This is a genomic window from Marvinbryantia sp. (genome assembly GCF_047017445.1).
In the GTDB taxonomy this organism is placed as follows: domain Bacteria; phylum Bacillota; class Clostridia; order Lachnospirales; family Lachnospiraceae; genus Marvinbryantia.
The window spans coordinates 327,761-340,751 of record NZ_JBKXTT010000003.1; the positions used below are offsets into that span (position 1 = coordinate 327,761).

At 53.3% G+C, this 12,991-nt stretch carries 10 protein-coding genes; 9 read left to right on the top strand and 1 reads right to left on the bottom strand.

Features of this window, described 5'->3' with window-relative positions; translation table 11 throughout:
* The first annotated feature begins 14 nt into the window (after positions 1 to 14).
* The 7 genes from ileS to ACLU9Q_RS05220 all read left to right on the top strand — a co-directional run bounded on the left by ileS (position 15) and on the right by ACLU9Q_RS05220 (position 8,972).
* Entirely contained in the window at positions 15 to 3,167 is a 3,153-nt protein-coding gene (ileS, locus tag ACLU9Q_RS05190; protein ID WP_298512465.1) for an isoleucine--tRNA ligase, read from the top strand.
* A gap of 25 nt (positions 3,168 to 3,192) precedes the next feature.
* Complete coding sequence (locus tag ACLU9Q_RS05195; RefSeq protein ID WP_302225750.1) at positions 3,193 to 5,655, top strand: glycogen/starch/alpha-glucan phosphorylase; 2,463 nt, start codon at positions 3,193 to 3,195, stop codon at positions 5,653 to 5,655.
* Between the two features lie 174 nt (positions 5,656 to 5,829).
* On the top strand, positions 5,830 to 6,876 hold the full coding sequence (locus tag ACLU9Q_RS05200) for an L-threonylcarbamoyladenylate synthase (RefSeq protein WP_302225751.1): 1,047 nt from the start codon (positions 5,830 to 5,832) through the stop codon (positions 6,874 to 6,876).
* Between the two features lie 23 nt (positions 6,877 to 6,899).
* Positions 6,900 to 7,358 (top strand): phosphotyrosine protein phosphatase, encoded by a 459-nt coding sequence (locus ACLU9Q_RS05205; RefSeq protein WP_296835525.1) that lies wholly within the window; start codon positions 6,900 to 6,902, stop codon positions 7,356 to 7,358.
* Positions 7,358 to 7,786: a ribose 5-phosphate isomerase B gene (gene rpiB / locus ACLU9Q_RS05210; protein ID WP_302225753.1), complete on the top strand. Its 429-nt coding sequence runs from the start codon at positions 7,358 to 7,360 to the stop codon at positions 7,784 to 7,786. Before ACLU9Q_RS05205 ends, rpiB begins: the two co-directional genes overlap by 1 nt.
* A 16-nt stretch (positions 7,787 to 7,802) precedes the next feature.
* Positions 7,803 to 8,432 (top strand): uracil phosphoribosyltransferase, encoded by a 630-nt coding sequence (upp, locus tag ACLU9Q_RS05215; RefSeq protein ID WP_302225754.1) that lies wholly within the window; start codon positions 7,803 to 7,805, stop codon positions 8,430 to 8,432.
* Between the two features lie 57 nt (positions 8,433 to 8,489).
* Positions 8,490 to 8,972: a deoxycytidylate deaminase gene (locus ACLU9Q_RS05220; protein ID WP_302592217.1), complete on the top strand. Its 483-nt coding sequence runs from the start codon at positions 8,490 to 8,492 to the stop codon at positions 8,970 to 8,972.
* 52 nt (positions 8,973 to 9,024) lie between these two features.
* On the opposite strand, the gene ACLU9Q_RS05225 is transcribed toward ACLU9Q_RS05220, so the two are convergent.
* Positions 9,025 to 9,519, bottom strand: a complete 495-nt coding sequence (locus tag ACLU9Q_RS05225; protein WP_302225756.1) for a DUF402 domain-containing protein — start codon at positions 9,517 to 9,519, stop codon at positions 9,025 to 9,027.
* 261 nt (positions 9,520 to 9,780) lie between these two features.
* Between ACLU9Q_RS05225 and proS the strand changes: the two genes are divergently transcribed.
* Together proS and ACLU9Q_RS05235 are read left to right on the top strand one after the other, a co-directional pair.
* Positions 9,781 to 11,220, top strand: a complete 1,440-nt coding sequence (gene proS / locus ACLU9Q_RS05230) for a proline--tRNA ligase (protein WP_302225757.1) — start codon at positions 9,781 to 9,783, stop codon at positions 11,218 to 11,220.
* Positions 11,221 to 11,222: 2 nt separating this feature from the next.
* Positions 11,223 to 12,845 carry a glucosyltransferase domain-containing protein gene (locus ACLU9Q_RS05235; RefSeq protein ID WP_296835512.1) on the top strand — a complete coding sequence of 541 codons (1,623 nt, stop codon included), beginning with the start codon at positions 11,223 to 11,225 and terminating at the stop codon, positions 12,843 to 12,845.
* Positions 12,846 to 12,991: the final 146 nt, after the last annotated feature.

The window sequence follows — 12,991 nt, forward strand, 5'->3', positions numbered from 1 at the left end:
GAAGGAGAGCAATTATGTACGACAAAGTCTCAACAAACTTAAATTTTGTGGAGCGCGAGAAGGATGTGGAAAAATTCTGGAAAGAGAACCACATCTTCGAAAAAAGTATGGAAAACCGCAAGGAAGGGCCGACGTATACCTTTTACGACGGACCGCCCACGGCGAACGGAAAGCCGCACATTGGTCATGTGCTGACGCGTGTTATCAAGGATATGATCCCGCGTTACCGTACCATGAAGGGTTACATGGTTCCGCGAAAAGCAGGCTGGGATACGCACGGTCTGCCGGTCGAGCTGGAGGTGGAAAGGCAGCTCGGTCTTGACGGAAAGGAGCAGATCGAGGAGTACGGTCTGGTGCCGTTTATCGACAAATGTAAGGAAAGCGTCTGGAAATATAAGGGTATGTGGGAGGATTTCTCCGGCACCGTTGGTTTCTGGGCGGATATGGAGCATCCGTATGTCACATATCACGACGACTACATCGAATCCGAATGGTGGGCGCTGAAGCAGATCTGGGATAAGGGACTTCTGTACAAGGGCTTTAAGATCGTGCCGTACTGCCCGCGCTGCGGCACCCCGCTGTCTGCGCAGGAGGTGGCGCAGGGCTATAAGACCGTTAAGGAACGCTCCGCGGTTGTCCGCTTTAAGGTGAAGGACGAGGACGCCTACATTCTGGCATGGACCACGACGCCGTGGACGCTGCCGTCCAATGTGGCACTCTGTGTAAACCCGAATGAATCCTACGTAAAAGTAAAGGCAGCTGACGACCGCGTATACTATATGGCGGAGGCACTGCTGGATACTGTGCTTGGAAAGCTTGGCAGCGAAGAGACGACGGCTTATGAAGTACTGGAAACTTATACCGGAAAAGATCTGGAATACAAGGAATATGAGCCGCTCTATGAATGCGCGGATATTCTGGCGAAAAAACAGCATAAAAAGGCACATTTTGTAACCTGTGATACGTATGTTACACTGACGGACGGTACCGGCGTGGTTCATATCGCTCCGGCTTTCGGTGAGGACGACTCCAGGGTGGGACGTCTGTACGATCTGCCGTTTGTACAGATGGTAAACGGCAAGGGTGAAATGACCGAGGAAACACCGTTTGCAGGTCTGTTTGTAAAAAAAGCGGACCCGGAGGTATTAAAAGACCTCGACGCAAGAGGACTTCTTTTTGACGCGCCGAAATTTGAGCATGAATATCCGCACTGCTGGCGATGCGACACGCCGCTGATCTACTACGCGCGTGAATCCTGGTTCATCAAAATGACTGCGGTAAAAGACGATCTGATCCGCAACAACAAGACGATCAACTGGATCCCGGAGGGGATCGGCAGCGGACGCTTTGGCGCATGGCTGGAGAACGTGCAGGACTGGGGCATTTCCAGAAACCGTTACTGGGGCACGCCGCTGAATATCTGGGAGTGCGAGTGCGGATGCCAGCATTCTATCGGCAGCCGTCAGGAGCTGTTTGAGATGAGCGGCAATGAGGCGGCAAAGACCGTCGAGCTGCACCGCCCGTATATCGACGAGATCACGATCACCTGCCCGGAGTGCGGCGGGACGATGCACCGCGTGCCGGAGGTAATCGACTGCTGGTTCGATTCCGGTGCGATGCCGTTTGCGCAGCATCACTATCCGTTTGAAAATAAAGAAGTGTTTGAACAGCAGTTCCCGGCGCAGTTTATCTCCGAGGCAGTCGACCAGACACGTGGATGGTTCTACTCCCTGCTGGCGGAGTCGACGCTGCTCTTCAACAAGGCGGCGTATGAGAACGTCATCGTGCTCGGACATGTGCAGGATGAGAACGGACAGAAGATGAGCAAATCCAAGGGAAATGCCGTCGACCCGTTTGAGGCGCTGGAAACCTACGGCGCAGATGCGATCCGCTGGTATTTCTATATTAACAGCGCGCCGTGGCTGCCGAACCGTTTCCATGGAAAAGCCGTGCAGGAGGGACAGCGCAAGTTTATGGGAACCCTCTGGAACACCTATGCGTTCTTCGTGCTGTATGCGAACATTGACAATTTTGACGCGACGCAATATACGCTGGAATACGATAAGCTGCCGGTTATGGATAAATGGCTACTGTCGAAGATGAACACCATGATCAAAACGGTGGACGATAATCTTGCGAATTACCGCATCCCGGAGACGGCGAGAGCGCTGCAGGAGTTTGTGGACGACATGAGCAACTGGTACGTGCGCCGCAGCCGCGAGCGCTTCTGGGCGAAGGGCATGGAGCAGGACAAGATCAACGCTTACATGACGCTGTACACCGCGCTGGTGAACGTGGCGAAGGCGGCGGCTCCGATGATCCCGTTTATGACCGAGGATATCTACCGTAATCTGGTATGCAGCATCGACAAGAGCGCTCCGGAGAGCGTGCATCTGTGCGATTTCCCGACCGTGGACGAGGCGCATATCGACAAAGAGCTGGAAGCAAATATGGACGAGGTCCTGAAGATCGTCGTGATGGGACGCGCGGCAAGAAACGCGGCAAACATCAAGAACCGTCAGCCGATCGCAAATATGATGGTGAAGGCGCCGAAGGAGCTGGATTCCTACTTTACGGAAATCATCCGCGACGAGCTGAATACCAAGAACGTCACTTTTACAGAGGATGCGGGAAGCTATGTTTCTTACAATTTCAAGCCGCAGCTCAAGACCGTTGGACCGAAATACGGCAAGCTGCTCGGCGGCATCCGCCAGGCGCTGGGTGGTCTGGACGGACGTGCGGCGATGGCGGAATTAAAGCAGGAGGGCGCACTTCATCTTGACATTAACGGGCAGTCTGTTGTATTATTAGAGGACGACTTGCTTATCGAGACAGCTCAGACAGAGGGCTATGAGACGGAGCAGGACGGCGATATCACGGTTGTTCTGGATACGACGCTCACGCCGGAGCTGATTGAGGAGGGCTTCGTCAGAGAGCTTGTCAGCAAGATCCAGACCATGCGAAAGGAAGCCGGTTTTGAGGTCACGGACAGAATCGTCATTTACGCGATGGGCAATGAAAAGATCGAGAGTATCCTGAAAGCCCACACAGAAGAGATCCGCTCGGAAGTACTGGCAGACGACATTGTATACAACACCACGAAGGGTTACGAAAAAGAGTGGAGCATCAACGGCGAAAAAGTAACCATGGCAGTTGAAAAACAGTAACGGTTAGCAGACGGAAGGAGAAACAATGAGCAAAAAGTTTAATAAGAAAGAGTTCATTAACGATGTGAAGGCAAATGTAAGAACGCTTTACCGCAAAAATCTGGATGAGGCTACCCAGCAGCAGATTTTCCAGGCAGTGTCCTACACGGTAAAGGATACCATTATCGACAACTGGCTCGCGACACAGGAGCAGTATGAGAAGGACGATCCGAAGTACGTATACTACATGTCCATGGAATTCCTTATGGGACGTGCGCTCGGAAACAACCTCATCAATCTGACAGAGTATGAGGATGTAAAAGAGGCGCTGGCGGAGATCGGCTTCGACCTCAACGTGATCGAGGACCAGGAGCCGGATGCGGCGCTTGGAAACGGCGGTCTTGGACGTCTGGCGGCATGCTTCCTGGATTCCCTGGCAACCCTTGGCTACCCGGCATACGGCTGCGGCATCCGCTACCGTTATGGTATGTTCAAACAGAAAATCGAGGACGGCTATCAGGTAGAGGTGCCGGATAACTGGTTAAAGGACGGCAACCCGTTTGAGCTGCGCCGCCCGGAATATGCAAAGGAAGTAAAATTCGGCGGCTATGTGCGCGTTGTATACGATGAGAAAACCGGACGCAACCACTTCGTGCAGGAGGGCTATCAGTCTGTGCGCGCGGTGCCGTATGATTTCCCGATCGTCGGCTACAATAACCGCGTTGTAAATACCCTGCGCATCTGGGATGCGGAGGCGGTCAGCGAGTTCCAGCTCGATTCCTTCGACAAGGGCGATTACCGCAAGGCGGTAGAGCAGGAAAACCTTGCCCGCAACATCGTAGAGGTTCTTTATCCGAATGATAACCACTATGCAGGAAAAGAGCTGCGTCTGAAACAGCAGTATTTCTTCATTTCCGCGAGTGTGCAGGCGGCAATCAGCAAATATAAGAAGAAACACAGCGACATCCGCAAATTCTACGAGAAGGCGACCTTCCAGCTCAACGATACGCACCCGACGGTGGCAGTCGCAGAGCTGATGCGTATCCTGCTCGATGAAGAGGGACTTACCTGGGAAGAGGCGTGGGACGTTACCACAAAGACCTGCGCTTACACGAACCACACGATTATGGCTGAGGCTCTGGAAAAATGGCCGATCGAGCTGTTCTCCCGTCTGCTTCCGCGTATCTACCAGATCATCGAGGAGATCAACCGCCGCTTCGTAGCGGAGATCGAGGCGAGATATCCGGGCAACTTTGAGAAGGTGCGCAAGATGGCGATCATCTTCGACGGACAGGTGAAGATGGCGCATCTGGCGATCGCGGCGGGCTACTCCGTAAACGGCGTTGCAGAGCTGCACACAGAAATCCTGAAAAAGCAGGAGCTTCGTGATTTCTATGAGATGATGCCGGAGAAATTCAACAACAAGACAAACGGTATCACACAGAGACGTTTTCTGCTCCACGGAAATCCGCTGCTGGCAGCATGGGTGACCGATCACATCGGCGACGAGTGGATCACAGACCTTCCGCAGATCGCGAAGCTGAAGGTATATGCGGACGACAGAAAGGCGCAGCAGGAGTTCATGAACATCAAGTATCAGAACAAGGTGCGTCTGGCAAAATATATTCTGGAGCACAATGGCGTAGAGGTAGATCCGCGCTCCATCTTTGACGTACAGGTTAAGAGACTGCATGAGTACAAGAGACAGCTTTTGAACATTCTGCATGTAATGTATCTGTACAACCAGATCAAGGATCACCCGGAGATGGATTTCTATCCGAGAACCTTTATCTTTGGCGCAAAGGCGGCTGCAGGCTATCGCCGTGCGAAGCTCACGATCAAGCTGATCAATGCAGTGGCAGACGTGGTAAATAACGACGCGTCTATCAAGAATAAACTGAAAGTGGTATTTATTGAGGACTACCGTGTATCCAATGCGGAGCTGATCTTCGCGGCTGCCGATGTTTCCGAGCAGATCTCCACCGCTTCCAAGGAGGCGTCCGGTACCGGAAACATGAAGTTCATGCTGAACGGCGCTCCGACGCTGGGCACCATGGACGGCGCAAATGTGGAGATCGTGAAGGAAGTCGGCGAAGAGAATGCCTTTATCTTCGGTCTTTCTGCTGATGAAGTCATCAACTACGAGAATAATGGCGGCTACTATCCGGAAAACATCTTCAACAGCGATCAGGATATCCGCCGCGTGCTGATGCAGCTCATTAACGGAGAGTTTGCTCCGAACGATCCGGAAATGTTCCGCGATATCTACGATTCTCTGCTTAACACCAAGAGCAGCGACCGCGCAGATACCTATTTCATTCTGGCAGATTTCAAGGCTTACGCAGAAGCGCAGAAACGCGTGGAGGAAGCGTATCGCGATGAATCCCGCTGGGCGAAGATGGCAATGCTTAACACCGCATGCAGCGGTAAGTTTACTTCGGACAGAACCATCCAGCAGTATGTGGATGAGATCTGGCATCTGAAGAAAGAGGTAATTGAGGCGAAATAAAAAGAAATAATATTCAGAAGTGTCCCCGTCGGTCAGGAGAGGAATGCCTGCCCGACAGGGACATTTTTTCGCGTTATGGCAAATTACTGGTAAAGAAAATCTGTTGTGCTTGCCTAAGTGTCAGGAAAATGGTATACTGTTTGCAGAAGAAGTTTGATTGGATGCGAATGAAATATGAATACCATGATTGTGGATATGAGAGCGGGGATTGATGAGGCGGCGATGGCACAGGCGGGAGAGATCCTGCAGGCGGGCGGCCTGGTCGCGTTCCCGACGGAAACGGTGTACGGGCTGGGGGCGAACGCGCTGGACGAGACGGCTTCTGAGAAGATTTACCGCGCGAAGGGGCGTCCTTCGGATAATCCTCTGATCGTACACATAGCGAAGCTGCAGGATCTGTATCGGATCGCGGCGAAGGTGCCGAAAAAAGCGGAAGCCCTGGCGGAAAAATTCTGGCCGGGACCGCTGACGATGATCTTTCAAAAGAAGGATTGTGTGCCGCTGAAGACGACCGGCGGACTTTACACGGTGGCGGTGCGGATGCCGGATCATCCGGTCGCATTGGCGCTGATCAGGGCGGGCGGCGGCTATGTCGCAGCGCCGAGTGCGAACACCTCGGGCAGACCCAGCCCCACGACGGCCGCGCATGTTGCCGAGGACATGACGGGAAAAATTGAGATGATCATTGACGGCGGCAGTGTCGGTATCGGGGTGGAATCAACGATCGTTGATATGAGCGGTGATGTGCCGATGATATTAAGACCGGGTTACATCAATCGTGAGATGCTGGAAGCGGTGATCGGAGAGGTTGGCATCGATCCGGCGATCACCGGAGCGGACACGACGGCACGTCCGAAGGCGCCGGGGATGAAATACCGTCACTATGCGCCGAAGGCGGATATGCTGATCGTCGAGGGCGCGGAAGAGAAGGTAATTTCCAGTATTAATACCATGATAGAAAAAGAACTGCAGGAAGGCAGGGTGCCGGGGATCATCGCCACCGAGGAGACGAAGGATCGCTATGTGGGCGGCATCATTAAGGTGATCGGCAGCAGGGCGGATGAGCTGAGTATTTCCAGACATTTGTTTGCCGTCCTGCGCGAGTTTGACGAGCAGAGGGTCAGCCGGATTTTTTCGGAGGCGTTTGACACGCCGGTCATGGGACAGGCAATCATGAACCGCCTGCTGAAAGCGGCTGGACACCAGGTGCTGGAGGTATAGTTTTAAAGGTCAGGGAGAGAACTATGAAAAAGTATGACAAGCTTACATTTGTCAGCCGCAGCGACACCTGCCGCGCTCCGATGGCGGAGGCGCTGATGCAGGACAAGCTGCTGCTGGAGGATATTCTGGTGGATACGCGCGGCATGATCGTGCTTTTTCCGGAGCCGGTAAATCCAAAGGCTATGGAGATTATCAGCCAGAACAGGCTGCCGCTGGAGGGGCACGAGGCAGTGCAGCTTACAAAGGACGATTTCGATGAACGCACGCTGATGCTTACCATGGAAGAAGCGCAGAAGGCTAAAATTCTGGACGAATACCCGGACGCAGCGAAAAATGTGTACACTCTGTCGGAATACTGCGGCAGGTCGGGGGACGTGGAGAGTCCGCTTGGAAAGGATGTGCCGGCTTATGGCGCGTGTTTCCTGGTTTTAAAGGATCTGATAGAAAGACTTGCGGAAATTCTGAAGGAGGAAGAAAAATAATGATAGCGGTAGCATGTGATCATGGCGGATATACGCTGAAAAAGGAGATTTTAAAGCATTTGGAAAAGCGCGGACTTGCATATAAGGATTTTGGCTGCGACAGCGAGGCGGCGGTGGATTATCCGATCTATGCGCGCAGGGTGACGGATGCGATTACCGGCGGAGAGTGTGAGCGCGGCATTCTGATCTGCGGAACCGGCATTGGCATTTCCATCGCGGCGAATAAGGTGAAGGGCATTCGCGCGGCGCTTTGCACGGATTGCTTCACCGCGGAGGCGACGCGCCTTCATAATGACGCGAATATTCTGGCGCTCGGTGGCAGAGTAGTGGGGCCGGGACTGGCACTGAAAATTGTCGATACATTTCTTGATACTCCGTTTTCGCAGGAGGAGCGTCACAAAAAGAGAATTTCTATGATCGAGGAATAGACAGGAGGAGACAGATATGGCAAAGGTATGTGTGATGGATCATCCGCTGATACAGCATAAGATCGGGGTGATCCGCAGGAAAGAAACAGGATCGAAGGATTTCCGCCAGATCATCGGGGAGATCGCTATGCTGATGTGTTATGAGGCGACCCGCGATTTAAAGCTGCAGGATGTGAAGATCGAGACGCCCATTTGTGAGACGACGGTGAAGGAGCTTGCCGGAAAGAAGCTGGCGGTCATCCCGATCCTGCGCGCCGGTATCGGCATGGTGGAGGGAATGCTGGCGATGATCCCGGCGGCAAAGGTAGGACATATCGGTCTTTACCGCGATCCGGAAACCTTAAAGCCAGTGGAGTATTACTGCAAGCTGCCCGGAGACTGCGCAGAGCGCGAGGTATTTGTGGTAGACCCGATGCTGGCGACCGGCGGCTCGGCGGTTGCCGCTATCCAGATGCTGAAGGACAAGGGCGTGAAAAACATTCATTTTATGTGCATTATTGCCGCGCCGGAGGGAATCGAGGCGATGCAGAAGGCGCATCCGGATGTAGACGTCTACATCGGCGCAAAGGACGATCATCTCAATGACCACGGCTATATCGTGCCGGGACTTGGAGATGCCGGAGACCGTATTTTCGGAACGAAGTAGCTCTGCGGCATACAAAAAGCTGCCGGGCTGACCAGATAAATTGGGGAGGAGATCAAAATGCCGAAGCGCACAGACTATATTTCCTGGGATGAGTATTTTATGGGAGTTGCCCTGCTTTCCGGTATGCGCTCCAAGGATCCCAACACGCAGGTGGGAGCCTGCATTGTCAGCAAGGAAAACAAGATTTTGTCGATGGGGTACAACGGCCTTCCGATCGGCTGCTCGGATGATGATTTCCCGTGGGAGCGCGAGGGAGACGAGCTGAACACAAAGTATCTCTACACGACGCACAGCGAGCTGAACGCGATCTTAAACTACCGCGGAGGCAGTCTGGATGGCGCGACGCTTTATGTGACGTTGTTCCCGTGCAATGAGTGCGCGAAGGCGATCATCCAGGCGGGTATCAAACAGATCGTATATGACTGTGATAAATACGCAGACACGCCTTCCGTGCTGGCATCCAAGCGGATGCTGACGACAGCGGGCGTGAAGCTGCGCAAGTATGAGCGGACCGGGCGCAAGATCTCCCTGGAGTTATAAGAGGAGACGCATCCTGATGCGGACCGGACGCAGGGGCTATGCCGGAAAGTATTCAGGAAAACCGATCGTTCGGGCAAAACTGATCAACATATTGGAGCAGCTTACGAAAACTGCCGCTGTAGATGGTCTGCAGCAGCCAGTCGAGCTGTCTTAACGCGATTAAAAGCTGTTCTTCCGAGATCAGCTTTTTTTCTGCTGCCAGCGCAAGCTCGTCGAGGTCGACGACCTTCACGGTCCCGTCGGGGTACACCAGCACGTCCGCCAGAAGATCTGTCATCACATAAGTGTCTGTATCCCGGTCGTAAGTATAGGTGATGATGTCGCAGTACCAGCAGATCAGCTCGCCTGCGTGGTTGTAAAATTTGCTGATCTTGATACCCCTGTCAAGGAAAAAGGCGGACAGACCGTGGCTTAATTCCTTTTTCGGACGGAGAGTGTTCCATTTGGTGACGATCAGATTTCCCTGGGCGTGGAGGATCTCATCATTTTTCAGCAGAATGCATTCATCGGGAATCAATCTTTTTCGGTACAGAACTGGCTTTTGCATAGGAGTCTCCCTTCTTTGCAGTGTGGGAAGGGGCGCAGTATGACTGGATGCATCACAAAACGCTCCGTCGGATCGATTAAGTGGTTTTATTATAGTGTAAAAATGGGATTCATGCAAGAAGCCTGGCTGTTTTTTCTGCAAAAATATCAATGCAGTGTTGAAAAAGTGAGGGAAATGCACTAAAATAAAGAAAGTGACGCGCCCGGGCGGGTTTTGCGGCGTCTGCGGCGCTGTGAATATTAGATATTGAGGAGAGAAATTATGGCGAAAGACAAGAAATTAGTGGAAGCGATCACCTCGATGGAGGAGGACTTCGCGCAGTGGTACACCGACGTCGTGAAAAAGGCGGAGCTGACCGATTACACCAGCGTGAAAGGCTGCATGGTGATCAAGCCGGCTGGCTACGCGATCTGGGAAAATATACAGCATGAGTTGGACAGGCGTTTCAAGGAAACCGGAGTGGAGAATGTATATCTGCCGATGCTGATCCCGGAAAGTCTGCTCCAGAAGGAAAAGGATCATGTGGAAGGTTTTGCGCCGGAGGTGGCGTGGGTAACGCACGGCGGACTGGAGCCGCTGCAGGAGAGAATGTGCGTGCGTCCGACCTCCGAGACGCTGTTCTGCGATTTCTATGCGAACGACGTACACTCCTACCGCGATCTGCCGAAGGTATACAACCAGTGGTGCTCGGTTATGCGCTGGGAGAAAACGACCCGTCCGTTCCTTCGTTCCCGCGAGTTTCTGTGGCAGGAGGGACACACCGCGCACGCGACTGCTGAGGAAGCGGAGGAGCGCACCATCCAGATGCTGAACGTTTACGCTGATTTCTGTGAGGAGTTTCTTGCGATCCCGGTGATCAAGGGCCGCAAGACCGATAAAGAAAAATTTGCCGGAGCGGAGGCGACCTACACCATCGAATCGTTGATGCACGACGGCAAGGCGCTGCAGTCCGGCACCAGCCACAATTTCGGCGACGGCTTTGCAAAGGCTTTCGGCATCCAGTATGCGGATAAAGACAACACTTTAAAATATGTACATCAGACCTCCTGGGGCATGACCACCCGTATGATCGGCGCGATCATCATGGTTCACGGTGATAACAGCGGTCTGGTGCTGCCGCCGCGCGTAGCGCCCACACAGGTGATGGTGATCCCCATCCAGATGCAGAAGGACGGCGTGCTCAATAAGGCAAACGAAGTAAAAGAGATGCTTGCAAAAGCAGGTCTGCGCGTGAAGCTGGACGATTCTGAGAAGAGCCCGGGCTGGAAATTCTCCGAGCAGGAGATGCGCGGCATTCCGGTGCGTATCGAGCTTGGACCGAAGGATATCGAGGCAGGACAGGCTGTCATCGTGCGCCGCGACACGCGCGAAAAGCTGGTGACGCCGCTTGAAGAGCTTGCACAGAAGACGGCGGAAGTGCTGGAGACTATGCAGAAGGATATGCTGGAGCGCGCACGCGCACACCGCGATGCACACACCTACACAGCGACGAAGCTTGACGAATTCAAGGATATCGCAGAAAACAAGCCGGGCTTTATCAAAGCAATGTGGTGCGGCTGCCAGGAGTGCGAGGACGCTCTCAAAGAGGAGGCGGGCGTTACCTCCCGCTGTATCCCGTTTGAGCAGGAGCAGATTGCGGATACCTGTATTTACTGCGGAAAACCGGCGACAAAGATGGTTTACTGGGGAAAAGCGTACTAGAAATGACAACATTTGCGAAAAAATATAAGAGGGCGCTTATCGGCTCGCTGCTGTTTTCCTTCGTGTGCTTTGGGTTTATGCTGACGCACTTTACCCTCTGCATCGACGACGAAACATGGATTCTGGCCTCGGAGCCGAGCGCACTCTGGATCCTTCAGGGAAGATTTGCAATCTGGCTGTTTGATCTGATCTTCACGAGCAACGGCAATTTTGCGCCGTTTCTCTGGGATTTTCTGGCGATCGTCGGCTGGAATATATCCGGCATGATTTTTGCATATGCGCTTCTGGAAAAGCCAAAGGAGTGGCAGGTGTTTTTCTTCTGCGCGTATTATTCCTCCTTGCCCTTTGTGGTGGGAGAAATTATGGCATTCTCCATGTTTGATCTGCAGGTGAGCGCCGCGATGATAGCGACGGCAGTAAGCTTTGTGCTCAGCCGGCGCTTCCTGAAGCAGCGCAGAAAAAAGGACGCAGTCTGCGCGATGCTCTGCCTGCTTTACGGCGTAGCTACCTTCCAGGCGATGATCTGCGTGTATGTGACAGCAGTGGCGGCGGAATGCCTTTTGCATTATCTTTCTGTGTGCCGCAGCCTGGGGAAGGGCGCTTTGTACGCAGAAAGACAGGCTTTGCAGGACGAAACGAAAATGGGACCAGGCGATCAGGCGAAGCGCGCGGAAAACAGCGCTCAGTGCAGTCTGAAATGTACGATTCTTACCTGTGCGGCGATCTGTGCGATGGCAGTCGCAGTTTATTATATAATAAATGTGATCCTGGGGCGTCTGGTCGGTTCCGCCGGCTATCTCGGCGATAATTACAATGGCTGGGCAAGCGGAGACTGGAAGCTTGCAGCGGCGATGGCGGTCGCTAATATCGGACGGGTTTCTTTTGCGATCCCCTTCCAGGGAGAGTACATCTACGGGGGAAGCGTGATCCGCGTGCTCTCCATTCTTTTTGTGATCTGCGCGGTGTACCTGTTTGTGCGGCAGAAGGGATGGAAGAAAAAAGCCGGTATCCTGTTCTATACGGTCGCGCTCTGCGTGGCTCCGTTTGTGCTGTATCTGGCGCTGGCGACCTACAAAACGCATGGAAGGATGCTGCTTGCGCTTCCGCTTACGGGCGCGGTGCAGATGTATGTTATCACGCAGACCATCACAAAGCCGTTGCTGAAGAAGGCGATGGTGGTCCTTGGAAGCTATCTGTTATTTTTGAACGCCCGTAATATGAATCTGATCTATTATTACAGCAGCATTGCGTACGAAAAGGACTGCACGACGGCAGGTCAGATCATGTACGACATCCAGGCGGCAGGGATGGATTATCACGAAAAGCCGGTCGCGTTTATCGGTATGGTCGCGCAGGATGAACTGCCGGTCCTGGAATCCTGCACGCTCGGCGGCTCCTTCTTTGCCTGGGACGACGGAAATAATTCCAGAATGTGCGATTTTCTGCAGACCAGAGGCTATGCGGTGCAGCAGGCGGACGGGCAGCAGATAGCAGCGGCGCTGGAGCAGACCAAAACCATGAACACCTGGCCGCAGGAGGGCAGCATCGCGGAGCTGAAAGACGTGATCGTAGTGTACCTGTCCGAGCCGACCGAAAAATGGTATGCGGTGAACGTGGGCGCGTAGAGGAACGTATGACTTTCGACGCCCTGGCATCGGAAATCTTGATGCCTGCGGATTTCTCCGTGCTGCGCACTCCCGAAATCCTGGAAACATTCGAAATTCGCACATTTTTCTGCGAAAAATGGCTACTTTCTCATGTTTCGCGGGCG

Excerpts from the sequence above, each read along its gene's own strand:
- ileS (WP_298512465.1), top strand. The coding sequence starts at position 15 with ATGTACGACAAAGTCTCAACAAACTTAAATTTTGTGGAGCGCGAGAAG.
- ACLU9Q_RS05195 (WP_302225750.1), top strand. The coding sequence starts at position 3,193 with ATGAGCAAAAAGTTTAATAAGAAAGAGTTCATTAACGATGTGAAGGCA.
- ACLU9Q_RS05200 (WP_302225751.1), top strand. The coding sequence starts at position 5,830 with ATGAATACCATGATTGTGGATATGAGAGCGGGGATTGATGAGGCGGCG.
- ACLU9Q_RS05205 (WP_296835525.1), top strand. The coding sequence starts at position 6,900 with ATGAAAAAGTATGACAAGCTTACATTTGTCAGCCGCAGCGACACCTGC.
- rpiB (WP_302225753.1), top strand. The coding sequence starts at position 7,358 with ATGATAGCGGTAGCATGTGATCATGGCGGATATACGCTGAAAAAGGAG.
- upp (WP_302225754.1), top strand. The coding sequence starts at position 7,803 with ATGGCAAAGGTATGTGTGATGGATCATCCGCTGATACAGCATAAGATC.
- ACLU9Q_RS05220 (WP_302592217.1), top strand. The coding sequence starts at position 8,490 with ATGCCGAAGCGCACAGACTATATTTCCTGGGATGAGTATTTTATGGGA.
- ACLU9Q_RS05225 (WP_302225756.1), bottom strand. The coding sequence starts at position 9,519 with ATGCAAAAGCCAGTTCTGTACCGAAAAAGATTGATTCCCGATGAATGC.
- proS (WP_302225757.1), top strand. The coding sequence starts at position 9,781 with ATGGCGAAAGACAAGAAATTAGTGGAAGCGATCACCTCGATGGAGGAG.
- ACLU9Q_RS05235 (WP_296835512.1), top strand. The coding sequence starts at position 11,223 with ATGACAACATTTGCGAAAAAATATAAGAGGGCGCTTATCGGCTCGCTG.